The 26,456-nt window shown below is 35.2% G+C and carries 30 protein-coding genes and 2 pseudogenes; 5 read left to right on the top strand and 27 right to left on the bottom strand.

What is annotated here, in order from left to right:
* Positions 1-69: 69 nt before the first annotated feature.
* Genes Q0977_RS14920 through Q0977_RS14910 form a run of 3 tightly spaced genes read right to left on the bottom strand, consistent with a single transcriptional unit; the run spans position 70 to position 1,722 of the window.
* Entirely contained in the window at positions 70-858 is a 789-nt protein-coding gene (locus tag Q0977_RS14920) for a DUF4097 family beta strand repeat-containing protein (RefSeq protein WP_299515402.1), read from the bottom strand.
* A complete protein-coding gene (locus tag Q0977_RS14915; protein WP_119415246.1) occupies positions 851-1,405 on the bottom strand; it encodes a DUF1700 domain-containing protein in 555 nt (184 codons plus the stop codon). Before Q0977_RS14915 ends, Q0977_RS14920 begins: the two co-directional genes overlap by 8 nt.
* Positions 1,402-1,722, bottom strand: a complete 321-nt coding sequence (locus tag Q0977_RS14910) for a PadR family transcriptional regulator (protein ID WP_119415247.1) — start codon at positions 1,720-1,722, stop codon at positions 1,402-1,404. Before Q0977_RS14910 ends, Q0977_RS14915 begins: the two co-directional genes overlap by 4 nt.
* A 352-nt stretch (positions 1,723-2,074) precedes the next feature.
* Here Q0977_RS14910 and Q0977_RS14905 point away from each other — a divergent pair, with 352 nt between their 5' ends.
* Complete coding sequence (locus Q0977_RS14905) at positions 2,075-2,533, top strand: staygreen family protein (protein ID WP_299515399.1); 459 nt, start codon at positions 2,075-2,077, stop codon at positions 2,531-2,533.
* Positions 2,534-2,626: 93 nt separating this feature from the next.
* On the opposite strand, the gene Q0977_RS14900 is transcribed toward Q0977_RS14905, so the two are convergent.
* Both Q0977_RS14900 and Q0977_RS14895 read right to left on the bottom strand, forming a co-directional pair.
* Positions 2,627-3,178 (bottom strand): cupin domain-containing protein, encoded by a 552-nt coding sequence (locus tag Q0977_RS14900; RefSeq protein ID WP_124218089.1) that lies wholly within the window; start codon positions 3,176-3,178, stop codon positions 2,627-2,629.
* A 280-nt stretch (positions 3,179-3,458) separates the two neighbouring features.
* Positions 3,459-4,883 (bottom strand): VanZ family protein, encoded by a 1,425-nt coding sequence (locus Q0977_RS14895; RefSeq protein ID WP_299515395.1) that lies wholly within the window; start codon positions 4,881-4,883, stop codon positions 3,459-3,461.
* A 242-nt stretch (positions 4,884-5,125) separates the two neighbouring features.
* Here Q0977_RS14895 and Q0977_RS14890 point away from each other — a divergent pair, with 242 nt between their 5' ends.
* Both Q0977_RS14890 and Q0977_RS14885 read left to right on the top strand, forming a co-directional pair.
* Positions 5,126-5,323, top strand: a complete 198-nt coding sequence (locus Q0977_RS14890; RefSeq protein WP_119415251.1) for a helix-turn-helix transcriptional regulator — start codon at positions 5,126-5,128, stop codon at positions 5,321-5,323.
* A 13-nt stretch (positions 5,324-5,336) separates the two neighbouring features.
* Positions 5,337-5,744 carry a hypothetical protein gene (locus Q0977_RS14885; RefSeq protein WP_299515393.1) on the top strand — a complete coding sequence of 136 codons (408 nt, stop codon included), beginning with the start codon at positions 5,337-5,339 and terminating at the stop codon, positions 5,742-5,744.
* Positions 5,745-6,044: 300 nt separating this feature from the next.
* Here Q0977_RS14885 and Q0977_RS14880 read toward each other — a convergent pair whose 3' ends face one another.
* The 3 genes from Q0977_RS14880 to Q0977_RS14870 all read right to left on the bottom strand — a co-directional run bounded on the left by Q0977_RS14880 (position 6,045) and on the right by Q0977_RS14870 (position 8,243).
* Positions 6,045-6,497 (bottom strand): hypothetical protein, encoded by a 453-nt coding sequence (locus Q0977_RS14880; RefSeq protein ID WP_299515391.1) that lies wholly within the window; start codon positions 6,495-6,497, stop codon positions 6,045-6,047.
* A gap of 55 nt (positions 6,498-6,552) precedes the next feature.
* Positions 6,553-7,011, bottom strand: a complete 459-nt coding sequence (locus Q0977_RS14875) for a YkvA family protein (RefSeq protein WP_299515389.1) — start codon at positions 7,009-7,011, stop codon at positions 6,553-6,555.
* A gap of 650 nt (positions 7,012-7,661) precedes the next feature.
* Positions 7,662-8,243, bottom strand: a complete 582-nt coding sequence (locus tag Q0977_RS14870) for a DJ-1/PfpI family protein (RefSeq protein WP_299515387.1) — start codon at positions 8,241-8,243, stop codon at positions 7,662-7,664.
* A 141-nt stretch (positions 8,244-8,384) separates the two neighbouring features.
* On the opposite strand from Q0977_RS14870, the gene Q0977_RS14865 reads away from it, so the two are divergent.
* Entirely contained in the window at positions 8,385-8,801 is a 417-nt protein-coding gene (locus Q0977_RS14865) for an Lrp/AsnC family transcriptional regulator (RefSeq protein ID WP_299515385.1), read from the top strand.
* Between the two features lie 195 nt (positions 8,802-8,996).
* On the opposite strand, the gene Q0977_RS14860 is transcribed toward Q0977_RS14865, so the two are convergent.
* The 9 genes and pseudogenes from Q0977_RS14860 to Q0977_RS14820 form a co-directional block, all read right to left on the bottom strand.
* Entirely contained in the window at positions 8,997-9,341 is a 345-nt protein-coding gene (locus Q0977_RS14860) for a DUF6176 family protein (RefSeq protein WP_299515383.1), read from the bottom strand.
* A 242-nt stretch (positions 9,342-9,583) separates the two neighbouring features.
* Entirely contained in the window at positions 9,584-10,030 is a 447-nt protein-coding gene (locus Q0977_RS14855; RefSeq protein ID WP_299515381.1) for a GNAT family N-acetyltransferase, read from the bottom strand.
* Between the two features lie 130 nt (positions 10,031-10,160).
* Positions 10,161-10,622 carry a GNAT family N-acetyltransferase gene (locus tag Q0977_RS14850; RefSeq protein ID WP_124218094.1) on the bottom strand — a complete coding sequence of 154 codons (462 nt, stop codon included), beginning with the start codon at positions 10,620-10,622 and terminating at the stop codon, positions 10,161-10,163.
* Positions 10,623-10,646: 24 nt separating this feature from the next.
* A pseudogene (locus Q0977_RS14845) lies at positions 10,647-11,048 on the bottom strand (N-acetyltransferase family protein); the annotation flags it as partial.
* Positions 11,026-11,409 carry a hypothetical protein gene (locus Q0977_RS14840; RefSeq protein WP_299515379.1) on the bottom strand — a complete coding sequence of 128 codons (384 nt, stop codon included), beginning with the start codon at positions 11,407-11,409 and terminating at the stop codon, positions 11,026-11,028. The gene Q0977_RS14840 and the pseudogene Q0977_RS14845, both read right to left, overlap by 23 nt.
* A 119-nt stretch (positions 11,410-11,528) precedes the next feature.
* Positions 11,529-12,506: a DNA/RNA non-specific endonuclease gene (locus tag Q0977_RS14835; RefSeq protein WP_299515377.1), complete on the bottom strand. Its 978-nt coding sequence runs from the start codon at positions 12,504-12,506 to the stop codon at positions 11,529-11,531.
* Positions 12,507-12,779: 273 nt separating this feature from the next.
* Positions 12,780-13,202 (bottom strand): NUDIX hydrolase, encoded by a 423-nt coding sequence (locus Q0977_RS14830; RefSeq protein ID WP_299515375.1) that lies wholly within the window; start codon positions 13,200-13,202, stop codon positions 12,780-12,782.
* 232 nt (positions 13,203-13,434) lie between these two features.
* On the bottom strand, positions 13,435-14,466 hold the full coding sequence (locus Q0977_RS14825) for a S66 peptidase family protein (RefSeq protein WP_299515373.1): 1,032 nt from the start codon (positions 14,464-14,466) through the stop codon (positions 13,435-13,437).
* Between the two features lie 188 nt (positions 14,467-14,654).
* Positions 14,655-16,559: a S9 family peptidase gene (locus Q0977_RS14820; RefSeq protein WP_299515371.1), complete on the bottom strand. Its 1,905-nt coding sequence runs from the start codon at positions 16,557-16,559 to the stop codon at positions 14,655-14,657.
* Positions 16,560-16,922: 363 nt separating this feature from the next.
* Between Q0977_RS14820 and Q0977_RS14815 the strand changes: the two genes are divergently transcribed.
* Positions 16,923-17,324 (top strand): MFS transporter permease, encoded by a 402-nt coding sequence (locus Q0977_RS14815; RefSeq protein WP_119415263.1) that lies wholly within the window; start codon positions 16,923-16,925, stop codon positions 17,322-17,324.
* On the opposite strand, the gene Q0977_RS14810 is transcribed toward Q0977_RS14815, so the two are convergent.
* The 10 genes and pseudogenes from Q0977_RS14810 to Q0977_RS14765 form a co-directional block, all read right to left on the bottom strand.
* On the bottom strand, positions 17,321-17,464 hold the full coding sequence (locus tag Q0977_RS14810) for a hypothetical protein (RefSeq protein WP_299515368.1): 144 nt from the start codon (positions 17,462-17,464) through the stop codon (positions 17,321-17,323). The genes Q0977_RS14815 and Q0977_RS14810 overlap by 4 nt on opposite strands.
* Before the next feature lie 86 nt (positions 17,465-17,550).
* The gene (locus tag Q0977_RS14805) at positions 17,551-18,984 is read right to left on the bottom strand and encodes a glycoside hydrolase family 1 protein (protein ID WP_299515432.1); all 1,434 of its coding nucleotides are present in this window, start codon (positions 18,982-18,984) and stop codon (positions 17,551-17,553) included.
* 76 nt (positions 18,985-19,060) lie between these two features.
* On the bottom strand, positions 19,061-19,966 hold the full coding sequence (locus Q0977_RS14800; RefSeq protein WP_299515366.1) for an ROK family protein: 906 nt from the start codon (positions 19,964-19,966) through the stop codon (positions 19,061-19,063).
* Positions 19,967-20,112: 146 nt separating this feature from the next.
* Positions 20,113-21,117, bottom strand: a complete 1,005-nt coding sequence (locus Q0977_RS14795; protein ID WP_299515364.1) for a LacI family DNA-binding transcriptional regulator — start codon at positions 21,115-21,117, stop codon at positions 20,113-20,115.
* Between the two features lie 35 nt (positions 21,118-21,152).
* A complete protein-coding gene (locus Q0977_RS14790; protein ID WP_299515362.1) occupies positions 21,153-21,998 on the bottom strand; it encodes a carbohydrate ABC transporter permease in 846 nt (281 codons plus the stop codon).
* Positions 21,995-22,870 carry a carbohydrate ABC transporter permease gene (locus Q0977_RS14785; RefSeq protein WP_299515430.1) on the bottom strand — a complete coding sequence of 292 codons (876 nt, stop codon included), beginning with the start codon at positions 22,868-22,870 and terminating at the stop codon, positions 21,995-21,997. Before Q0977_RS14785 ends, Q0977_RS14790 begins: the two co-directional genes overlap by 4 nt.
* 312 nt (positions 22,871-23,182) lie before the next feature.
* On the bottom strand, positions 23,183-24,472 hold the full coding sequence (locus Q0977_RS14780) for an ABC transporter substrate-binding protein (protein ID WP_299515360.1): 1,290 nt from the start codon (positions 24,470-24,472) through the stop codon (positions 23,183-23,185).
* A 478-nt stretch (positions 24,473-24,950) separates the two neighbouring features.
* Complete coding sequence (locus Q0977_RS14775) at positions 24,951-25,475, bottom strand: short-chain dehydrogenase (protein ID WP_299515358.1); 525 nt, start codon at positions 25,473-25,475, stop codon at positions 24,951-24,953.
* An 86-nt stretch (positions 25,476-25,561) separates the two neighbouring features.
* Positions 25,562-26,080: a GrpB family protein gene (locus Q0977_RS14770; RefSeq protein ID WP_119415271.1), complete on the bottom strand. Its 519-nt coding sequence runs from the start codon at positions 26,078-26,080 to the stop codon at positions 25,562-25,564.
* A gap of 133 nt (positions 26,081-26,213) precedes the next feature.
* A pseudogene (locus Q0977_RS14765) lies at positions 26,214-26,456 on the bottom strand (hypothetical protein); the annotation flags it as partial.

Here is a 26,456-nt window from a genome sequence, read left to right as displayed (position 1 = left end):
GAAATTCATATTTATATTTAGCACCGAAAGCATGCCCAAGAGACTTTACATTCTCCCCATACTTCACTTTTATTTTGTCACTTCAATTTTACCGTTATTCGATTCTAGATTAACTACATTTTCTCCCTTTCCAATAACTGTATTCCCCTCATATTTATCGAGGATATTAATCTTCCCATTGTGGGTAGATACTTTAAAGGTGGTATTAGTTGGTTCCTTATCTGTTTTAATGATGATTTTGCCATTGTTGCTCTCTAATTGAATGTTCCGATCTAAGTCCTTTGTAGCAAGCAATATTTTACCATTATTTGAGGAGCCCTTAAGATTTCCTTCCACATCATTAAACTCTAACTTGCCATTTGCACTTTTTACGTTTACGTTTTCTGCTACAATCTTATCTAATGCAATACGACCATTATCCGTTTGCACTTTTAGATTCTTTATATTCAGCTCTGACACTTTTACTTTCCCATTATCATTATCGACCACAAAGGAATCATACTGTTTTTGCGGGATATATACGTGTAAATGAGATGATCGAAAGTCAAAACCAATGAAGAAGGTATTCCCTTCTTTTAATCTAATGGTAAGTTTCTTTCCTTCCACTTCGGTAGTAAAATCCAACTTAGAAACATCTACACCTTTTGTGACAAGCTCTACTTTAGTCTTCGTATCCGATGTCGGAAGAACATCTACAGTTGTATTGTCCGTTAAAATCTGGACCTCCGTCACCTTATCAGAACTTACCGTTTTCTCTGTCGTGATTTCTTTCTGTTTCGTTTGGGAAAATGTAAAGAAACTGCCTATACCACCAATTAGTACTAGAAGCAACGCAACAATTGATAATTTTTTAACCATGCTTCAACCCACCCTTTACAAACGTAATGTTAAATTTCAAATAGCGAACAAATCCTTTAGTTAGATATTTCGTTACGTAAAACATCCCCATGGCTACGAATATGCCAATCCCACAAAGAACAAATGACAAGAACAAATCAGCTATTATAAACTGACCTATAAATAGATTAAAAAGAATACCGACTGGTGATAAAATGAACGCCAATGATGCTAACCATCCGGAAAATACAAAGCCAACCAATGCACAAAAAGGTGCAAGGACAATAAGAACATTAAAGAACCCCAACCCAATCACAGCCCAAACTGCTCGTAAAATGTTACTGGCAGAAGCCGTTTGTTCAACCATATCAAGATGGTAAGAAGCCAGCAGCTCCTTGGCAATTTGTTTTGGGTTTCCAAGAGATGCTGCGATTTCTTGCTCAGACTTTTCATTTTCCATCCCCACTGCGAAGTACTCTTCGTAATCTTGCAGAATATCTTTTCTTTCCTCTGTAGAAAGTCTTTTTAGAGAACCTTCCAGCTGCTTCAAAAATTGCTCTTTATTCATTGGCGTACACCTTCCTTGATTAATTGATTGACTCCACTAGAAAATTCCGTCCACTCTGTCAGCAATTCGTGAAGGTATTCCCGTCCTTTATCCGTCAACTTATAATACTTACGTGGTGGACCTTCTGTTGATTCTTGTAAATAAGTCGTAAAGTACTCTTCCTTCGTCAATCTTCGTAATAGTGGATAAACAGAACCTTCCGATATTTCGATTTGGTCTGAAATTTTCTGAACAAGCTCGTAGCCATATCGATCTTGTTTATCAAGTAACACAAGCACACATAGCTCCAAGACGCCTTTTTTAAATTGTACATTCAATGCACCATCACTCCTTTCTGATATTCATCAGGTACTGTATATTGTACAGTACCGAACATCAATCAATACACCTTATTCAATAATTTACCATACACTATTATTTATTGCAAGGTACTACATTATATTCTATGTATGCATTTTTGTTAATGATTTACGGGTGCATTCTTGACAAATTCTATTTAATACATATTAATTAATTTTCAGATTGTAATCTGTGTCAGTCTATGTATTTAATTTGTAAGCGAAAAGGGATTCTTTACACAGCTTATCTCTCTAAATATGTCTAACGTAGAAGCTAAATGCATATATTTTCGAATAGCCATCACATAAAGAAGAAAAAGGAGTAGATGACTTGACTACTTTTAAACCAGAGAAACTTTCTGTGGAATATATGCATGGTGTCACCTCTACAGAACCAGTAATTCCAAGGCGGTACACACTAACTCACTCTGATGAAACTGGCAATCTCTTTTTAAATATCGGCATTCGTTACGCCTGGGAAAAAACGAATCCTTCTATGAGAGACGAAGTATTAGGAGAATGGATAACATATGAAAATCTCTTTTACTATTTCGTTTATGTATACATAGATCAGGGGCCATCCAATAATAATTTTGTTCCATCAAAACGCGATGAAATTTTCAGACGTGAGTTACCATTGGCGTTAACTGCTATAAGATATGGCGATCGAGCCTTTTTTAATGCACATCCCCCTTTAAAAAATGCGCCTGTCATGGTTAACTTTATATCCGGTTATCCAGAGTTTACAAAGCAGGAAAATTGGGGAACGTTCCAAAAGTTTTCTATCTAACAATAACAACCCAAATCGTTATCTCCAATCTGTTTAAAAACGTTCCATGAACCTAACAATCAAATTTTCTTAAGACAGGCGTGTATAGCATAATTATTGAATAGGTTTACCTATGTATTTTTCAAAGCCTTTATACGCATTCTTTTTGTGACCACGCTTCACAAGCCATGCGAATAGCTTGCGCTGCAACCAAAATGGAATACCCGCAACTAATGTATTTTGCATAGATAAAATTAACGCCGTATGTACCATATTTTTCGGATTACCTTTTGCATCTACAAGTCCATCGTCAATTAAGCCATAGTGAATGCGCACGGATTGCTCAAATTGGCTTGGGGGTGTTAAACGCACTCGAAAAACAACCATCTCATCATGATTATTTGTAAATGTATGTGTCGTCTTTAATGTAACGAGTCGTTTATCTCCCGGTTGTAATACATGTTGTTCTTTCCCCAGAGTAACTGTTAGCTGACCTGAAATAACTTCAAATTCCTCTTCAAATTCATCATGACTATGTAATGGTGGTCCATCTCCTTGTGGTGGCAAAACAACTTCAATATAGAGATACTTTCCTTGCGTTTCCTCTGTTGTTTCTAAAAATGTAATTTGTTCACCAGTAATTTGGTGTTTAACAGTACGATTCATGTCATTTATCCCCTATTATAATTTTTATAAAAACGCCCCTTCGATAATAACATAAGTATCCACTAAATCCACTTATTATAAAAATCACCACCGTCTTTTATAGCTAATTTTCACTTCACAATTAATAAATCCCTAGGGGTCAGAGAATCACAATCTCTGTCAAAAAGTTTTATAAAGAAAGTGCAAAGGCCACCAATTTGGTAGCCTTTTTTCTATTTTTATTGATCAAACGATTTATTTGGTACTATCGAAGAAGAATCTACAACAATAGTACCCAATATCATTGAATTGCTGGAATAAGTACTTCCCAAGCCTCTCCATTCAGTAATCCCTTGAAGCGGTAAACGGGCTGATAATATCCTTTTGAATCGTAGATATAATCTAGTTCATATTCATTTATATCTAGTTGATCTCCATCCACTAGGTCATTATAAATAGCAAAGTTTCCTTTAAGAATATCTTTATAGGCTTGAGCCGGACTGATAATATCAACCTTGCGTACATATTTATTTTTATTCATATCGTAATCTAAATCTAGTGGCATTTGGTGTTTCTGAGATGGTATAAGCATGATAAAGCCCTCTGTAAAATCAGAATCTCCATGAATAATATCTGTCATGTTTTGTTCAATATCCCACCGAAGCGTATTCTCATCTTGTGTACTAAAAACGGCATCTGGAGGCAATACATCTGTTGAAACCAACTTTTTTCCATAATATTGTCCGTACTTTTCTAGCCTATCTGGTTTCATAGGGTCATTATTATCCCCTTCATGGTATAACCCCCATCCGCCTCTCTGCAACGAGTAGGTAAATGTAAATTCCTTTCCGTCCTTGTCAATATACGTCCAAATGCGATTAAAACCTTCAATTCGCATTCTACCCTTCTGCTGCAAATTAAAAGATTTTTCCATCCGTGCAGCTATTTCTTTCCCATATTTCAGATTATGAATTTGCTTGTTGCGATAAAGAGAAACCGACTCGGTATCTGTTGGCAAATCTATTTTAAGCTTGACGTCCACTTGCTTCATATTTTGAGGAACTGCCGGACGAATCGAAAGGTTGCCTAGCTCTTTCGTATGATAAACAATTAGTGCACAAGAAAAAAGTAGTACAAAGAACATTGGAATGTAAAGTGCCTTCAATACAGATTTAACAATGATTTTTCGACGTGTAACACAATCAAGGATTGCACTCATTAAGAGATATCCCGCAACACTTCCAAGTACGTTATGTAAAATATCATTCAATTCAAATATTCCTCTATGGGTGAACATTTGTATTAATTCAATCCCTAATGTAACAACTATTGACAGACCTAACACAATACCAAAGTGGCGTAATTTTTTGCTAAGAAGTGGTAGTAGGAATCCTAACGGTGCAAACATTAACATATTAAAAATGATCAGTTGCAATTCACTCAACGACCATTGATGCCATGTATTAACATAGTCACTGAAAAGTCGGAAATTGACCAAACCTTCAAACATTTCTCCCCTGCTAAAGGTTGTTAACACCATAACTACAACAAACCATCCTAGCAGTAGGAATATCGAGACAAACTGAGTAATAGTTACTTTTAGTTTTCCACCTCTTTTTTTATAAAAGGCGTAAGATACGAAAGAAATTCCAATTATAAAGAATGCCGTAATAAGAGCAACCGGTAAAATTGGCAATAATTTATTGATAATGCTTATGATATCCATATATTAAGTCCTCCCAGTTTATTGATATCCATTTATTTAGATTTTTTAAATACAACGCTTTTTTCTCTAAATTGTTTCACTAATTCTCGAATAAGCACAAAGACAGCATCTTTCAAAAATTTCAGACCCCTAAATTCCATTAAATCCTCTGTTCAACAAAAAGTAAAGTATGCTTTACTTTTCATTTCGTTTATTGTAACATGAAAGTAAAGCTAGCTTTACATTTCAGAAAGGAGTCAACTATGAAAAATAGAATCCCAGAGTTACGAAAACAATTGGGGTATACTCAGCAAACAATGGCTGAAAAGTTAAGCGTCTCACGTCAAACTATTATTTCTCTTGAAAACGAAAAGTATAATCCATCAATAATGTTGGCTTATCAAATTGCCAAGCTATTTGGGAAAACAATTGAAGACGTATTTATCTTTGAAGAAGAGTAGAGGAGTGAAAACTATGAAAAACATAGAAAGCAGAATGGTATGGTATTCAGCACTTTTATTTATAGGAGCTGCGCTATTTATATTAGCCGAATTCATGGAGGTAATGGATAATTTTTGGAGCGGAATGGGGTTAGGGTTTGTAGTTGTTTCTGGCCTTCGTTTAGTCCAAATTGCACGTTATAAAAACAATGATGCGTACGCCAAAAAAATAACAGTCGAAAACAATGATGAGCGTAATCAATTCCTTGCTACCAAAGCTCGATCTACCACTTTTTATTATTCAATTCTACTAGAAGGACTCGCTATTGTTATCTTTTATATATTGAAAAATTCTGATGTTGCCCAAGTAATCTCAATGGTTCTCTGTGGTCAATTAATTATATATTGGGTATCCTATGCTGTCTTAAAATCAAAATATTGAAAGACTATACAATTAAAAATATGTTTTAAAGTAACTAAAAAAGGATTAGCAGATGATTTTATTTGCTAATCCTTTTTTTATGCTATCTCAATTAAACTAAACTTAGTTAATTAGAAATCTTTATGCCATTCATCATCTAAAATGGCACCTTTTTCATCGATATAACTCATAGCAAACGAACCGTGTTTTAATTTACCTTCGCTTTTTAAAGAAGCAATTAATTCATTTAAGATTTTTTCGTCATTATCGCTCTTTTTACGAGGGACAGTAATATAGATGGATGGTGCAACATCAAACTCTTTATAACTTAGGTTTAAGAGGATCGATAGCTAATTCTCGACCGATATTATCATTGCTAAAGTAAACGATTAAATCCGTTGTTTCGCCAAAACTTTCTTCAACAAAAGGACGTATTTCACTTTTTAAGTCTTTTTCCCATTTATCCGCAATATAAGTATCCACCATTTGTTTTGTTTCATCATCATAATAAACAAAAAACTCTATATTCGACTTCTTATCCCTGACCTTAGCAGCATATTCAAATGAAAAGTTCCCCATATTATCATACAAAGTGTCATATATCTCGAAGTTATCATTAAAATGCTCTTTTAAATATTGTTCAGCTTGAATTCTGACTTTCTCTTCTTTATCCTTATCTGGTTTCATTTCTAAAAGAAAGAGAACTACAAGTATTCCAATTCCTATTAATATGACACCTAAAATGCTAAGCATGATTTTAAGAAATTGTTTCAAAGCATCTCCTCCCACCCCTAACGTATATATGCACAATTGCATGACGTAACTGGCACTAGATCAATCGATCATCTATATCTAAAGTATCTACATCATCACCAAACCAATCCTGGAGCTTATCTTTTGCTTGCTTTTTAATATCTGCATCAATATACATAGATACTCGAACCAAAGCTGCAATAAGAGCACCAAGATCATCAACATACCCTACCCCCAGAATAACATCTGGAATAAAGTCGAATGGTAAGATGAAGTAACCTAAAGCACCAAGGATTAATGCCTTTTCTTTCTTAGGAACTTCCTCTTTTTTCATTACAAAATAAAGAAGTAACACGGCATAGACCACAGAAGAACCAGCCTTTTTAGAGTATTTCTTTATCTTATTCCAAAGACCTTCCTCTGAATAATGCTTTCCGTGTTGTTGAAATGCTTCTTCATCGACTTTTTCTGCTTCATTTACTAATTCCTCTATCTTTTCATTACTGAGGTTATTCTTTCTAAATTTCTCAAACATTATTTTGTCCTCCTAAATTTATATCTTCACATATTTTTAGTAGTGCTCCCCGTAGAAATTATAGATGGATATATGCACAAAGGCACCACGTTTTAACTATATTGTATCGTTAGTTCCATAACTTTAAAAAAGAAATCCTTCATTCATTTTAGAAAAAGAGCGAATTCCACTTATTTGGAATTCGCTTTTTTCATTACTTATAGAAGGAAATTAATATATATTTTACTGCTCCCAATTAAATAGCTTGTTAATAGTAAGTGTAGAAATCACCAAAATAACAGAAACCAAAGGTATATTTATCCACACATCTAAATTATCCAACACAATATTAAAGAAGTATAGAATATTAAAATATATCAAAAATAACGCAACAAATTTTTTGAACATAAAAATATTACCTCCATTCTTTAATATTTTTGAGAAATCTTATAATTCAAATCTAACTATAATAGTTCCAACAACTGCAACTTCAAGAGAAATAAGCTTTTTAAATAGCATCTCTTTTATATACATTATACCAAAATTGGTAATTAGTTGTTAAATCAAACTGTCAATATATAAATATTTTTTCTTGCTATAGAAAGGGGAAAAAAGCACAACAATGATTCGGTAACATTATTGCGCCTTTATATTTTCAGCTATTAGCCAACTTAATACCCCATTAATTCCTTCACTTTAGCAGTATTTTGGGTTGATGTTAGCATTTCTAATAATATGAAAGCTACTTCCATCGCTGTGCTTGGATTAGATGATGTAATAATATTGTCATCGATTACAATGCGTTCCTTGACGACATTTACGCCATATGTAGCGAGCTGTGCTAGGCGTTTACTTGTTGGATGATTGTAAGTTGTCGCGTTACGGCCATTTAATACACCACTATGTGCTACTGCTAGTGAGGCAACACAAATGGACGCTATTGGTTTATTTTGATTATCAAAATGCCGAATAATTTGGCCGAAAGATTGGCTAAATGCATCTTCATAAAAGTTTGCTTCCTCAAACCCACCAGGAATCGCTAGTGCATCAAAATCATCAAGATTTAAATCTGTTGTTAGCATTTCAGGTGTTACCTGGAAATTCCATGTCGCCTGCAGTAACGGATGCATACCAACTGTAACAACGACTGTAGATCCATCACCCTCTAGCTGATTCCAGCCAAGCACATCGGTAAAAACACTCGCTTCATATGCTTCAAAGCCATTTGCTAATAACAACAATATTTTTTTCATATATAATCCCTCCGCTTCTTTATAATTAAAGTGTAGGCGAAGTTTGTTATTTTTTATATAATTTAAAAAAGGTAATTAATAATGTTTACTTTATATTTATCGGATATTAGATACTAATACTTTTCAAAAGAAGGTAAAGATATGGATACGATTGATTATAAAATTTTGCAACAGTTAGAGAAGAACGCCAAGATAACAACGAAGGAGCTTGCTGAACATGTACATCTATCAGCACCAGCAGTTGCAGAGCGAGTAAAAAAGCTTGAAGACCAACAAGTTATTAAAGGTTATCGCACCGAGCTCGACCTTAAACAACTTGACCGTGGTGTGATGGCTATTGTGTTATTCAAATCATCCAATTGTCAAAAGCTTGCGGAGTTTTGTTACAACCATCCAGATGTATTAGCTTGTTATCGTGTTGCTGGAGAAATTAGTTATATTGTAAAAGTTGCTATGTCATCAATTGAAAAGCTTGAAGAATTTATCGATCAAGCAATGCCCTATGGTACACCATCAACAAATATCGTTTTATCTGGTCGCGAATCTACTATTCTTTAAAACTTAGACTATACGTCTTGTCCTCGATTCTGAGAGGTTTTGGGAAGACAATTTTAACAGTTGAAGTGTATATGTAAAAAAACTGCAAGAACATGATAAAGTCGATTTCTGAACTGTAAGAAACGACTTTTTTTAATTACTATTTAGTTTACTATCTGATATCTTGTATCTTCATCTTTTTCTCTTGTTATAAGTTTATATCATATTATTTCTTACTTTTTCAGGAATCATAACAACTTCCGTTTGTAAGTCAACAGGTCTAAATGTTTCATCAATACATTCATCCCAATATTCTAAGTGCTTCTTATCAATCCAGTGGTTCGATTGTTCAACTTCTTGACCACCTTCGCCTTGTACTAAGTACCAATATAAGTATTCGTCTCCATTTAGGTGTTCTCTAAATATAGTTTCAACAAACATTTTTTCACCTTCAAGAGTAATAAGGACATCTTTCATATTTTCGTTTAAAAACTTTAACCATTCATCTACTTTTTCAGTTTTACCCTTTTTGACTCTAAATCTGGTTAATTCTACATTCAATTTCACTTACCCCATTCCTATTAATTTTATGTATATTTTACCATAATTTATAAAATATATAAATATATTGATAAAAACACAAACTTATATGAAAACAGACAGAAGATATAAAATAAGTGATTTGAACTCAATAAGAAGTTACATAGAAGCAGGAGTTTCTGTTGTTCATACAAGCGATGTGCTGTCAACAAAAGGTGGCGTTAGTTAAAAAAGAGACAGAAATTCTGTCTCTTAAATTAATTCTATTTAAATTGTAAAATCATATCAATATGCGGGATATTATCTTCTAAATAGGTTTCGGATATTGCTTGAAAACCAAAGGAACCGTAGAATTTTCTTAAATATTCTTGCGCTTGAATTTTAACCGTTGTTTCTTTTAATTCGTTTTGGATAAAATCTAGCCCTCTTTTTAAAAGTTCCTTTGCAATTCCTTGTCCACGAAATTCTTTCTTTACTATGACTCTACCAATCGAACTTTCTGTATACGAAACACCTGGAGGTAAGATTCTTAAATATGCAACGATTTCTCCATCCACTTCTTTAAAAAGATGATAAGATAATGGATCCTTACCATCCACTTCGAGATACGGACAATTTTGTTCCACTACAAAAATTACGGTTCTTTCTTTTAAAATATTGTATAGTTCACTATTTGTTAACTCATCAAATTTTTTTAATTTCCAACTCATCTATTTCACCCTTTACTTTCTATCGCAAATGCAATACTTAAACATATGCATCAAATTTATCCTAGTCTTACTGCATTTGCAACAAAAAATGAAAAAAAGAGAGGCAGCAGCAAATCGCACTTCTTGTCATCTAATATTCTTTATAAACAAATTCTTGATATTTTACAAAATCATTCTTCTTGTAAAAGCTCTTTGCAATTTCGTTATTGAACCAATAATCTAATTCTATCTTGTTAATACCGTTTGCTTTTGCCATTTCAGCAATTTCGTCCATCAATTTTGAACCATATCCTTTTTTTCTTTGGCTTTCTGAGATGCTTATTTGATGCACATATATCGATTGATATGTTTTTTTAAAGGCGTTTTCAGGATAATTTCTAAATTCAATCCAAGCATATCCGATAGGTTTGTCATCATCCTCTAATAGAAGGAAAGTAAATTTCTCTTTATCTATTATTTTTTGAAAGAAATTCTTAATTTCCACGTAATTATATTCTTTAAAATATTGGGGATATAAATTTACGTGTAAATCGTGAACATATTTATTTAATGTTGCGACTAATTCAAAATTGTTTGTTCGACTAATTTTCATCATATTTCCCCTTTGGTTCAATGCTCATCGATCATTGAATCTTCCCATAACAACAGTGTTATAGTATTTGCCGTCGGATAGAACTTTGTCATTTTCTAAAAGTCCTTCTTTTTTAAAGCCAAATTTTTCGTATAGTTGTATCGCTTTTTCATTTGTTTCCAGAACATTTAAGGTAATTTTTTTCACTTCGTTCGCATCAGCCCATGTAATGGACTCTTTTAATAGATTTTTGCCGATGCCGTAGCCCCAATAATCCTTCAAGACACAGACCCCAAACTCTACTTTATGAGCAAATCGCTTTAATAGATTTCCTTCACACCTTGAAAATCCGACAATCTTGTCATCAACCACAGCCACTAAAAATAGGTTTTTCTTACTCTTTGTATCTATTTGGATCAATTGTTCAAAACCTTGTACATCTATGAATAGCGAGTCCCCAAGAACACAAGCGGACAACTTTAGGAACAGGCGATGGAATCAGCTTACATAACTTCCCTATAAATACTACAACATCAATCACTGCAAACCATAACAATAAATAAACGAAAATCCCCAACCAGTAAGAAGAAAACGTTGTCACCAACTCATTGATAGCTCCTGGTAAAGGTAAAAATTCTAGTAAATAAGAAAATGCAATAACACCATACACACACGCAAATACCCATTTATTGATCCTCGTAAAAATAAGCACAAGCCCCCTATAGAGACGATAACCAATATATAGATTGGCACCGCCATATATAAGTAGTGCGAGTGGGATTGCAAATACTATGGTCAATTTACTCATACATTCCTCCTATGCTACCAATTGCTTTGCTACGATTACTTCTTCTATATCTTTGGATTTCTTTCATACACTTTATACAATTACGACACAGCTTTCCGTTTGACTTGAGCTATAGGTGCTTATTCCCCTACCGCACCATCGTTATCGCGATCATCCATATATTGATATAACCAGTGATCCCTTGTTATTGGCATTTTGAAACCAGCTGCTTTTGCTTCTTTAATCGTTACTTGTCCATTACCATCTGTATCAACACTAGAAACATCTTTAGTGCCATTCGATGTATTGGACTTATTAGTACTAGTTGACTTATTTGAGGTAGTTGATTTACTTCCAGTTAACCCCAGAGATTTATTGATCTTATCCGGGTTACCATTATCAAACTCATCTACAATCTCATGCCCTCTTAAAGTGTACGTGTACTTATAATGAGAAGGAATCTGCGTTTTCGTATTAGGATATGTGATAATTGCTTCAAAATGAGTAGCCCCACCAGCTTTACGAATGGCGTCTTCCATATATGCTTGGTCACCATGTCGGTTTAGCGTACTATCTTGCGGCGTAATATTGTAAGCATTTGATACCCCTCCGAGAGAATCTGCAATAATATGACCTTCATCTAAATCTGATCTTTCGACACCAGGAACTTTTGCCTCATCAGAGTAATATCTGCCAGACGATGTTACAGGTTCGGTACGGTCATCTTGTAGAATTACTTTGTCAGCAACAACAAGTATTAGCTGCCCATATTCATTCGTGAAAGCCCAATACTTCCGATTTCCAAAACCAATATCAACAACAACGTTAGGTTCACGATGACCAGACAAATTACCACCATCAACTTTAATTTGTTTGTATCCTTTGAACAGTTCATCTTTTGATGGAGTTGATGTTTTTTCTGAATCTGATTTTTCACTTACAGTTGTTTGCTCTTTTTCGGTATTATTTGTTGTTACTTCTTGTGAATCTGTTTCACTTGTTGTGACTTCTTGTGAATCTGTTTCTTTACCTGTAACGGAAGCATCTTCTACGCTCGTACAACCAACGACAAAGATGGTAGTTAAAAGTAAGATTAAATAGTTTATTCTCTTTTTCATTTTAGGACTCCTTCTAATTTTTCACTGAATATTTAAGAGATCTTTGAATAAAACATATATTAACATTGTTAATCTATTTATAATAGTATATTACAATATTAATCTTATTACAGTAGGTCGAACTATGTACTGTTAAGTTTCAATAAAAATTAGTAGAGTCCATTGCATTATATTTTTCAAATATAAAATTTGGCTATTACTTGTTCATTGAATATTGGTTCTATTATTGAAAAAGGCGCAATTCTGAATCACGAATTGTGCCCGATTGTTGTATTAAAGTAATAGCAGTTTTTCAGCAAGTTTAATATTTTCCTTTAAATAAACAGGTAAATTAGAATTATTTAGGATTTGCTGGGTAGTCATCCAAATAACATCATCAACTTCATCAGGACTCTTTGCAAATGGTTCGCCTGATTCGTGATTGCAAAGAAATACAATGTCAACCACATTTAATCCTGAATCAGTAACGAATGATGAGCTATTAACATACCGAAGATTTGAAACCTCTATCCCCACTTCTTCAGTGATTTCTCTTTTTAGTGTCTTTTCTAAAATATCTGTTGAAGTCCCTTCTTTTTCTACCTTTCCACCAACAAGCGACAGTAAGCCTCCAGCGTGTTCTTCTTTTTCACTACGTCTAATTAACAACCATTTTTCATTTTTGTAAATTGCACCTTCTACATTAACAATAAACACAATATTCCCTCCCGAAGTACTCCTAAGGTATATACCTATAATCCCAAATGTCTTTGATGCTTATACTAACCTGTCCCGTTAGTTTAAGTAAACCTATTGGAGTAAACTACCTAATCTTAATATATGTATCCAATTTAGTTATCTATTTCATTAAACAATTTGGCTCGATTATGAAAAAAGAAACCTTCTCAAAGGGGGTGTTTGGAAACTTTAAGGGCATCTAAACTTTTGATTAAAGTACGGCATTTTCCAAAATAGTAAAAGATTCTGTATTACAATTAATTTCTGCTAAAGCGCCAAGAGGTAAAATGAATTTTGGTTCGGTATGTCCAAAGTTCATATTATATAGAATTGATGTATCCTCCAAGTTAAATTCCTTCATCACTTTTAAAATTTCTTCTTTATATTCTTCGTAATACTTTTCATCCTGTGGTTTACCAAAGATAATTCCATTTGCTTTTTGTAAAATACCTTGTACACCGTAGTTTCTTAGCCAATATCTAAGTAAGCTAGGCTCTGGTTGATCTTCGGATGTTTCAAAGAACAAGATGCTATTTTCCCAGTATGTTTCTTCTGGCCATAGCACGGTACCTTTTGCAAACTCTAGTACTTCAATGCACCCTCCTATTAAACGTCCCTGCACTTTCCCTGTACCTTGCAGCAATTCGTACCCTTTATTCAGTTGCATTGTGCGTTTTCGATTTTTATTTGATTCTACCCATTCCAAACGCTCGCTTGTCCACTCAGTAGATGGTACAATTTCACCTATCATTTCATTAGAAAAAAGTGTTTGCTGTATTGATTGAACTGTATAGGGATGCATTTCAACATTTTCTGCAAAATCAGTTAAAATAGCCGGGCCATAAAAGGAAGATACCCCAGCCTTTAAACAAAATAAATGAGCAATCGTTACATCAGAGTAACCCATTAAAATTTTAGGATTTTTAGCTATAACCTCAAAATCAATATAAGGCAGTAAACGAATACTATCATCTCCACCAATATTTGCGATAATTGCTTTAATCTTTTGGTCCTTAAAAGCCATCATTAAATCTTCTGCTCGTGCTTTAGGATTATTATAAAGATAATCTGCACCTTTCAAGCTATTTGGCATTGCAATAACCTTTAACCCAAAAAACTCTTCAAGTCTCCTTACACCTTGGTCATAACGCCATTTTAGTTCTGGTTCACCCGCGCCTCCCCATGAAGGACTAATTGTTGCAATATAATCTCCTTGCTGTAATTTCTTAGGTTTTAATAACATATACATCACCCCATATTAGATTTCAATTAATTTAACACACAAAATGGAAAATGTATACATAAAATGCAGTTTTATTAGATATGTAAAAGAAGCACCCAAAACCTCGTTTGGTAACATCCCTTAAAAGATTGTTATTCAACAATGTGTCGAAAGGAAAAGCACTACAAACCCTTTATATTAAAAATCTCTCATACTTTCTCCAGAATATAGTGTGAAAACCACATCAAATTCTGCTTCATAATAGCCGCAGTAATTCCCGGGTGGTCCGAACTGTAGGCCATTCCTTTAAAAATAATTAAATCTGTATCAACTTCCATATCCTTTAATCCTTGATATAACTCATATGCATTTGATACCGGGATTCTTGCATCGATTTCACCATGTTGGATTAGCGTTGGCGTACATGCGGATTTAATATATGTCATGGGTGACGCTTTTGCATAAATCTCTGGATCATTCCATGGAGTATTTCCTAAATGCATCTTAATAAAGTAAGGAATATCCGTATTTGCATAATGTGTACTCCAATTAGTAATTCCCCCTCCAACTGAGATAGCTTTAAATCTATTACTAAATGTAGAACAAAAAGCGGATATATATCCCCCGTTGCTCCATCCCATAACCCCTACTCTATCTTTTTCTGAAATGCCTTTTTCAACTAGTCGATCTACTCCAGATATAACATCATCGTAGTCAGCAATCCCCAGTTTCCTATAGTTAGCTTTTAAGAATTCATTTCCATAACCAGAGCTTCCCCTGTAGTTTGGCTCTAAAACGATAAAGCCTTTTTCGATAAACTGTTCAATAGGATACTTTTCATTAAAACAGTCTGAAAATATTGGAAAGGATGCCCAAGCCGGACCACCATGGATTACCACTAATAATGGATATTTTTTATTTGCATCAAACTCTACTGGCGTTGATAAAACTCCCTCAATCTCAAGACCATCGCCACTTTGCCAGGATATTATTTCTCTGTTACTTTTAAGCCTTCCTTCGAAAAATCTATTTTCATTCGTTATTTTTTCATCGTCTAAATAGATTTCAAAGATTTCATTTGTAATAGCCTTGTTATAAGCAATATGGTTTCCATCCTTTGTTATAGAAGCATCCATTATAAAGCTATCTACTTTTCCGCTTAACATTTCCACTTTGCCATCCTTAGATAACAATCCAATTCGATAATTCGTTTTATACTGCCATCTGATTAAAATTCCTTTATTTGTCCAACGTAGTGGAATGACCGTACTATCAAAATCTGTCAAAGGATGATTTCGCTCTCCATTATGAAGATCATATATCTCTAGCGTACTGTCTTGTATACGAGTCTTATAGTAATCCTTTTCCTTTATGCTTGCTGAATAACATATTTTGCTGCCATCAGGAGAAAAGTAAACGCTCCCTTCCAATAACTTATCTATATTCAGCTTTTGTAGCTCTCGAGCTTGAATATCTAATATGTATAAATCTCCATTAGGATAATCCTCCATATTGTGGCTTGGCGTAGCCATTAATACTACCTTTTCCCCATCATTTGAAATATCAAATTCATGGATATGAAAATCATTACCATCAGTTAGTTGGGAAACAACGCTATCATCTATTTCAATGTAATACAAGCAATCATTGCGATAACCCTTTCCTATATGTTGAAAATCTCCATATCGTTCCTTGCGTTTCTTAATCTCCTCAGATTCTTTTGACTGTGCAACATAATAAAGGCCTTTGCTTGTAGGCTCCCATTTGAATTTACTGACTCCTTCTTTCTCATCAGTAATTTGAACCCCGCTATCATTATCTATGGACTTCACAAAGATCTGATTTTTCTGGTCTTCCCCAACTGGGCAAAGGTATGCGATATTGCTAGATTTTGGAGACCATAATGGGTATGTACTATCTATATCCCCTGTTAATGGGTAACTCTGTCCCTTTTCTTTTTCATATATCCATATATGATTGCTATATGTATTGTCTTTCCATTTAGCTGTCTTCTTAACAAATGCTACGTTTTTGCCATCTTCACTTATGTTCGTGCCTGATAAAGTTGGTAATGAAACAATCTCTTCTATACTTAAATATGTTTTCTCATTCATTTAATAGCTCCTCATAATGAAATACTGATACATATAAATATTTTCCATCATAATCCCTAATTAGATATATTCTGTAGGTGTGCATAAAATCCCTTTTTTGCTATATTAGATTGGAAAATACCTCTTGTACATACAATTCAAATCATCCAAAAAGTATCACTGTTAATGTGGAAACTAGAGTAACCGTAAAAGCATCGAAGACCCAACAATCTTTTAAAAACAGCCTTATTTAAGGATCCCAATATTAAACCAATACTAAAAATCAACATAGTGTTCAATTTTATGCATTGCTTCAAACACCCATTCGCTTTATGATAATTACAGAAACAGAACAAGGTGTTCAATTTTGAGGAGGAACAATGAATGAGTAAATTATCGAAAATGTTAATCGCGATAGCGAGTGTCATAATTATTGGATTAGTAGGGAAAGCATTTGTATTAGATGAAGAAGTGAAAGGATATTTAGTAACGTTTTTCTTCGTTGGGTCAGGGTTAGCGCTGTTACGTTTATTTATTAACGCGATGATTGGGAAAATGAAGGGAAAACATATTGTAGTGAAAATAGGATTTTTTGCGGCGCTGTTAGGTGTAGGGATACCGTTCCAAAGCTGGTTCCGTACAGAAGTTATTTTCTCAATGAGTAAAACATTTATTGTGCCAAGTGTTTCGGTAATGGTTGCTAGTGTAGTGTTAATGACAATTGTATATGGCTTGATTGGGAAACGTGTTCAAGCAGCGCGCGCAGAAGAGCCACAACTAAATTAATTTGTAAAAATGGACATCACTTCACTGTGGTGTCCATTTGTTTTCCCGGGTACACTGATATTCTTTTTAATCGTTTCTATTTGACGACTGCCTAAGATGTAAAACAAATTCCAATTATATTGATCAATAAGGAAGGTCATTTTCTCCACTTCCACTAGCTCTTTTCAATCGGTTAAACCCTCTTAATTATTTGCAAAAAAAAGAAAGCGAAGTAATCCTCCGCTCTTTAGATTCCGTTCGATTCGATGACTTTTTTGTACCAATAGAAGCTGTCCTTTTTGATACGACGCAGGTCATGAGTTCCTTCTTCATGCTGATTAACATAGATGAACCCATAGCGTTTTTGGAAACCGTTCAGCCAACTTAGTAAATCCGTGAATGACCAAACACAATAGCCAAGCATTTCGACACCGTCTGAGATGGCTTCTTGAATAGCCTCAATATGTGCTTGTAGATACTCAATCCTGTAGTCATCATGGACTTTGTCCTGATCTTCTAGCTTATCAAATTCACCGAGCCCATTTTCACTTATCAAAATCGGTAAATCATATCGGTTCGTGATTCGGCGAAGTGCAATCCTTAATCCTTGGGGATCTATAGTCCAATCCCAATTAGTGCGTTCTAGGTTGGGATTCACCTTAGTTTTAAACAACCCTGGAATACCCGAATCCTTTGATGTTCCCTTGATGCCTGTTGTATTCATCTCACCGGCACCCACTCCATATTCTAATGGGTTGACTTCAAATGTCGTGCTTTGATAGTAGTTTAAGCCCATAAAATCTGGCTTGCCTTCTCTTAATAAGGTAAAGTCCCTTTCTTCCACTTCTGGTGCAAGACCTTCTTCTACTAAGTAGTTCCAGGCAGCCTTCGGGTATTTCCCCCAAGTATAAATATCCATCCACCAATGGCTGTTTAGATCCTCAGCATTTTCAGCAGCCAATATATCTTGCGGCTTTGAAGAAGCAGGATAGGCTGGCGAGTACGCAAAGCTTGGGCCAATTTGACCATCCGGAACATAATGACGAAATGCTTTGATGACACTGGCATTGGCTAGATTTGCGTGGTGATTCACCTGATAAAACAGCTTTGTATCCTTTATACCCGGTGGATGTGAGCCCTCATTATACCCATGGCTTGTAAAAATATTTTGTTCATTTAAGCTGACCCAGTACTTTACACGGTCTCCAAAGCGTTTAAAACATTCCACACCATAATTGGTAAAGTCCTCAATGATTCTTCGAGATTCCCAGCCACCATATTCATCCTGAAGTGCTTGAGGTAAATCCCAATGATACAAGGTCAAGATGGGCTCAATTTGATTTTTAAGCAGTTCATTAATTAAATTATCATAAAAGGCAACGCCCTTCTCGTTAATCTCGCCTCTTCCATTCGGAAAAATACGGGGCCAAGATACGGAAAAACGGTAAGCCTTTAAGCCCATTTCCGCCATTAAATGGATATCATCCTTATAACGATGATAGTGGTCTACAGCGACATCTCCCGTCGTTCCTTTAAATGTCTTACCGGGGATACGAACAAATTTGTCCCAATTACTCATCCCTTTCCCGTCCTTATTCCATGCACCTTCAATTTGGTAGGCAGCTGAAGCAGCTCCCCATAAGAAGTTCGTCGGAAACGGTTTCAATGTTTTATGCATTATCGTACTCTCCCTTCCACCCAGTTGTTGCTTTTCCCTTTTATACCATTGTTCTTAGAGACTCTCGAAATCTTCAAATCTAAAATGTGTCCTTCTGCCGTTGTAAAAAATGATATAGAGCACCGATTAAATTAGAATCATTGCCAAACTGACATCTTTCTACTTTAACCGTTAAGCCTTCTGATTCATACTTCATTTGCTGTAATGTTTCATTAATCTTCTCGACAAATCCCTCTCGATGACTGATTGCCCCTCCAATCAAAATCTTCTCCGGATCGAGGATGAAATGTAGATTATATATGCCAACAGCAAGTCGTCTCATAAACTTATCAATTTCATCCGCTACTTCCGCGTCCCCATTTTCAGCTAGCTTAAATATCTTTTTACCTGTAAGAACATCGGGGTCTATTCCTTTTCGTTTAGCAACCTGTTGGATTAATCCGCCTACCGCTGCTAAAGAACTAAAGGATTCTCCAGTATTCGGCCCCAGATAGTCCTCCATCAACATATACCCAAATTCTCCGGCAAAACCATTTTTCCCATGTCGAAGCTTTTTATCGAGAACCACTGCACCTCCAATACCAATACCAAGCACTATACAAAGATAATCCTTCACATCCTTTGCTGCACCAATCCAACCTTCTGCCAATCCAGCACAATTCGCATCATTTTCTAGCTCAACAGGTAACTCCGTTTTATCCTGAAGAAGGTCTTTTATATTGGGTCCATGAATATATGGAAGAGCGGACGATCCCTCAATAATCCCCGTTTCAACATTCACGGCACCTGGTATACTAATAGCCAGCCCTTTTACCAAATAGCTTTTCTTAAACTCACCTACAATATCACCAATTGTATCTATAAATTCGGCTAGACTCTTTTTAGGAGTCGGAAGGGAGGATTTTTCAATAAAACAACCTGTTTCATCCATCAGAGCATATTTTATGGCAGAACCTCCAACATCAAACACCGCGTAGTAATTCACCATATAACCTCCTGCAACCTTATTTTTTATAAAAGGCTATTTATCCAATTCTTTCTTTTGTCGCAATAGAATAGCATTTACGAAATATCTGAATTCTATTATTAAATTGAATATTTCCGGGAATCTAGCAATATAGCCGGATTTATTCAACACGATTCCCTGATTATCAATTCTGAATCAATAAATACTGGTTTTAATTGTGACCGGTCATTAATCAAATCGTCGAGCATATAGGCGGATAATTTACCAAACTTCTCTTTATCCTGTTTCACTGTCGTTAATTTTGGATGACTATACCGACACGCTGCAATATCGTCACACCCAATTAACCGGATATCTTGAGGACAGTTCAAGCCCGCCTCTTTAATCGCTTGCAATGCTCCAAGTGCCATCATATCTGACGTAGAAAAAACAGCCTCTGGCAGCTTTTTACTTTGCAGTATTCGCTTCATTGCCACATAACCGCTTTCCTCATGAAAATCACCATATTGAATCCAATCCTCACAAATTTCCAGACCAAATTGATTCATTGCCTCTAAGAAACCTTGTTTACGATAGGTAGAAACAGGAGAATCAAACTTACCACCAATAAAACCAATTTTTTTTATGACATGAAGATAGAGATACTCTACCACTTTTCTTGCCAAACCCACATTATCCGTCATGATATAACTTGCTTTTGGTCCTTTTAACTCGATATCTATTCCGATGCAGGGTAAGCCCTCTAAAGCTATATCGTAGGTAGCCTCCTCTACTTCTTCTCCTGCAATGATTAAACAACCATCGACATTGAAATGCCGGCATCTTGCTATATAACTGCCATTATCCGTATTAAATTTTTCGTTTGAAAACATTAAAATATCGTATCCTAGTAAACCTATATTTTTCTTAAAAGAAGATAAAATCTCATTAAAATAAGAATGGGTCATATCTACATTAATTCTACCGGCATATATTAAACCAATCAGATTTGATTTTTTTGTTGCCAATGATCTAGCAGAAAAGTTAGGCTCATACCCACTTTGGTTAATAATATCCATAACTTTTTTCTTTGTTTCTTCACTTATTCCCTTATAATTATTGATCACTTTTGAAACAGTTCCTTGCGAAACATTTGCCATTTGCGCAATATCTTTAATGGTTAAATTCATGTTAATCCCTTCTAAGTGTGAGTAATTTCTTTTATTTATTTCACAGATCCTTCAGTAATACTTGAAATAAATAACTTGTTGAATGATAAAAAGACCACTAGTAGCGGCACAGTTGCCCAAAATACACCCGACATAATCATCCCAAAGTCCACATTTTGGGTATTGCTTAATTGAGCTAATGCTACTTGAATTGTATAATTCTCCGGATCCCTCAATACGGTAAACTGCCATAGGAACTCTCCCCATACTGCGGTAAAAACAATAATACCTACAGTTGCAATTGCTGGTAGAATAATCGGAAGGACAATGTTGCGGTAAATTCTAAAATTCGAACAACCATCCAATTTAGCCGCCTCAATAAGTTCATCAGGGACTGATTTACTGATATATTGCCTCATGAGAAAGATTCCTAATGGATTTAAGAAGAACAAAACCATTACACCTGGTAAGGTATCAAGCAAACCTGCTTTTGATATTAAAAAATATTGAGGTATTAAACCTAATTGTGGAGGAATAATCATCGTTAACAAAATTGCAATGAAAAGAATATTTTTCCCTGGGAAAGTAAACTTCGCAAATGCAAAACCAGCCAATGAACTAATGATCAAAACAACGATTGTTACAATGGCACAAATGACAAATGAGTTCCATATTGAACCGAAGAAATCAATTTGATTTAATACCTTTTTAAAATTTTCAACCAACATATTCCCAGGTGTAATCGTAGGAGGAATCGAGTTAAAGGCTGAGCTAGGTCTAGTAGCCATTACAAACATCCAATAAAACGGGAATAAAGATAATATAGAGGTAATGACTAATAAAATATAGACAAGGAGTTTGCCACTAGAAAATTTTCTTGCCCTTTCTATTATTTTCATCATCCATTCCTCCTTTTTCTTCCTATACCAGATGATAAGTATACATTGATTGCTGCAATCGCTGTGATCAATATTAATAATATGATTGCTGTTGCAGATGCGGTGCCAAAGGATTGTAATCTAAAGGCATCACGATACAAGTACATCACGATTGTCATTGCCTCATCTCTCGTAAAGGCATCATTTCCCAAAAATACAGTTGGCTCAGAAAATAATTGGAGTGCTCCCACGGTGGACGTAAAGACCGTCAATATGATAAACGGCTTCAGCATGGGTATGGTTATATGTCGGAATTGCTGTATTTTGCTTGCACCATCAATTGAAGCAGCTTCATACAAATCATTTGGGATACTTTGAATTCCAGCAAGATAAATAATCGTATTATAGCCAACCCATCGCCAAAATACCATAATTGAAATCGCAAGTTTCGTTCCCCATTCTGAACTAGTCCAACTCACCGGATCAAGTCCTGCTAGACTTAATACATAGTTGGCTAAGGAAGATTCATGGTCACTAAACAGCACACTAAAAATGAGGGCTACCGCTACCATTGAAGTAATATAGGGCATAAAAATGGTGACTCTAAAGAAATTTTTAAATCTTAGAAATGCCATATTTAACAAGTAGGCAAAAATGATTCCAAACACGATTTGAGGAGCGGTTCCCATGATTCCCATAACGATTGTATTATAGACCGATTTCCAGAAAAGAGAATCAGTTAGGACAGTTTTAAAGTTCTCCAATCCAGCAGGGATCATAGGGCTAAGACCGTTCCATTTTTGAAATGCTAAATAAATACTAAATATAGCAGGATACAAACCAATAATCGCAAAAATAATAAAGAAAGGAGCAATGTATAAATAGGCAGAATACATATCTTTTCTCGATTCAGATCTGAACCGCTTCTTTCTTACCTTGACCTCTTTTGTTACCGTATTCGCTTTCAATTGAATACACCTCTTTTCCATCAAAGATGGGGAATGGCGTTCCCTACAAGACACGCCTACTCTCCACCTTTTTCTAGTAAACTATAAAGTGAAACTTCCATCAGTGGGGGTTTTCTTCATCCCCACTGATGGTTAGTTGAACCAATCGGACTTTTACGGGCAGTTATCCCCCACCTATCTTTCTCATTTCTCTCTCAACCTTGAGGTGGGGGTCTTACTGCCCGTTAATGCGGGATTAAATTATCGATTTAATAAGCCCTTTGAACGCTTAATCGCATCTTTCCATTCTTTTTCAGGGTCTGCTCCTTTACTTTGAACGTTCTTCAAAGCATTCAAAACTTCTGAATAAATTGGGAAGTATTTTTCACCTTTATAAACAGCTCCATTAATATCTTGTGCAGCTTTTGCAAATACAGGTGCAGTTGATTGTCCTCCAAAGAATTCATCTTTATTTGTTTTGAAATCATCCATTTCATAGACCGATTGTGCAGAAGGGAAAAGTCCCTTGTCTTTGAAGGATTTCAGTTGATTTTCTGGAGAAACTAACCACGCTGTAAATTTATATGCTTCTTCTGCATTTTTTGTTTCGCTTGGTATGGATATGAAAGATCCTCCCCAGTTCGCTGCAAATTCAGATGGCAGTGTTGCCACTCTCCATTTACCGATTGCTTCTTGCGCATTACCTTCCATCCAGCCCTTTAACCAGCCAGCTCCTAACTCAGCAGCGAATTCTCCTTTATTTACGGCATTCGCCCACTCTGGTGACCACATCTCAAATTTACCAACAATACCCAATTTATTTAACTTCACGGCATAATCATAGGCATTTTTAACGGCATTTCCATCCTTTTCTAATAACAACTCGCCTTTATTATTAAGAAATGTTGTTTCTGCACCGTCCAAGTAAGCTCTGAATGCCATTTCAATACTATCTATAAATACCTTACCTGTTTTTTCTTTCACTTTAAGCCCTGCTTCTTCAAAAGCAGTCGGAGAATTAATGGATGCTGCCACTTCTTCCGGATCAGTTGGCAACCCTGCTTTCTCAAATAGATCTACCCGATAGTACAAGGCTTTCGGTCCAATGTCCGTCGGCAAACCAATCAAGAAATCACCACTATCGTTCTCACCTGTTTTCCATTTCCAATCTAGGTACTGATCTTTAATATCATTTGCACCAAGGTCATATAAGTTTTCAAAACGGTCTTGTGCCGTTTTAAAACGGTCTAATTGGTCAATTTCCAACATGGCAATATCGGGTGCTCCGCTTCCAGCAGATAAAGCGGTAAATAATGCATCATGATGTTCTGCGGTTTCAGCAGCCCTTACTTTAACTTTGACACCAGGATTTTCTTTTTCATACTCTTTTGCCAAATCTTCATAATTAGTAGCACCAAATGTCCAAAAATTCAGAGTAACTGTATCTTTGCTTTTACCATTTTCTGAAGAAGTCTTTTCATTACATGCTGCTAATGACAATGCCAGAGCCGTAGATAGTCCGATAGCAATCAGTTTTTTAAGGCTTTTCAATTGTGATACCCCCATTATTGTTTTATTAAACATTCCCCGAATACATACTTTGAGCGATTCTTATATGTACCGACCCCCTTTTACTACGCTAATCTTGAAAAATATGAAATAGCAATAGCACTCCCCCGTAGAAATCGGTTTCTATAAAAGTTCATATAAATGTAAACGCCCAAAGATGAAACCGTTTTCAAGTTTGATTATATATGTAATACCTTCTAAAATCAACCAATTATTTTAAATTATCAGAACATTTTTAGAAACCGCTTTCTCTATTACCTTTCGAAACTATAAAAATTAACCCTGCACAATTGAGAGACAGTAATATAAGCATTTATTTTAATACATAACAAAAGTTCTCCCTTATTAATCCTAAGTCTACGATAAATCTGCTCCACTAATACCAGTTCTGATACGGTAGTCATTTTACCGAAATTAAGCTTTTACTTTTATGTATGACCATTTAAGAAGGTCGTTGTTTCTAAGGTTCTGTCATTCCAACAATATATTTAGCTTCTTTTTGAGAGATTGCTTTAATCACCCCAGAGGAGATTTCTGTATTGGTTAACCATCTCGTTTGGTCATTTTCTCTCACAAAACCCAATTGCACTTGAGAATAGGTACAATTTTTAGGTACACTGATATTCTTTTTGATCGTTTCTAAATTTGAACGACTGCCTAAAATGTGAAGCAAATTCCAATTACTTTTCTGTTTGGAAACCACATTCATAATTGTAGAAAGAGCATCAGGAGCAGTGGAATGCACCCATGCAACGACTATATCAATATCACCGATTTCTCTTATTTGTTCTTCTATTGCCAATTTCAAATCATTCGTCTCATGATAGTCTAAATATAAAGGATTAATGTTCTTACATTGATCGATAAGGAAATCCATTTTCTTCTTACTTCTCCCAATGACAGTTACATCATCATATTGGCTAGCCAACCAAACGGATGCTTCCTTCAACATTCCACTACCCCCGATAATAAGTGCATGGCTCATAGAATTACCTCCTTTGTCTTTACCCTATTCAAGTAAAATTACTATTGTTCGCCAACTTACAATTCATGTAGCATTATACCGACAAACTACATCTTCAACCTTTCCGAAAACCAACTGAGCGCTTTTTGCTCCATTTCACTTACAAATTTCTTTTTTGCTGGACTATAATCACTTGTAGTTTCGTAGCGTTGCGCCAACTCTTCTTTAAAACGACTGTACTCAGCTACTTCTTGAGGATGATTTCTTAAATAATCTCGAAAGATCAAATGCCGTTCAATTTCAGGATTGTCAAATTGGTAAAAATGGATATGGTGAGTTCTGTTCTCGCCACCTTTTCTAAATAACCTCCTACCTGTAATCCCCCATTCCCCAGCAACATCATAACCAAGGTACTCCATTTGCTTATTGTATAAGTCCACCTTCTCTATCGACTTAACAATACACATCATATCGATTACAGGTTTTGCTTTCATTCCATAAACTGATGTACTTCCAAAATGCTCGCATTTGATGATCTCGTCGCCAAATATTGTTTTCAGAAACTCTGCCTCAATTTGAAACATTTCAGGCCAATCTACATTATATTCTGTAAGGCGTACTTTCATAGTAGTATCCTCTCCTTATAATTCTTAATAATATGGCGACAGCAAAAACACCTGGATGAGTTTGATTATTTATTGACTATTTCTCACTAACCAACATCTCTCTTCATAATAGATGTTCCTTGTTGTATAATTTCTAATATTCGGTTAAATGTTTAAGAAAATCCATTTTCTTCTTTCTTCTCCCAATGACAGTTACATCATCATATTGGCTAGCCAACCAAACAGATGCTTCCTTCAACATTCCACTACCCCCGATAATAAGTGCATGGCTCATTGAATGACCCCCTTTTTCTTTAACTTTCTCCTCGTATATTAGTAGTAAGAGCTCTTTCCGATAGAATTTCCAGTTGATCCGGACAACTGGTGATTCAATTGG

The organism is uncultured Rummeliibacillus sp., assembly GCF_934216135.1.
Taxonomy (GTDB): domain Bacteria; phylum Bacillota; class Bacilli; order Bacillales_A; family Planococcaceae; genus Rummeliibacillus.
The sequence above is the reverse complement of the archived record's forward strand: the minus strand, read 5'-3'. Positions and strand labels throughout refer to the sequence as shown.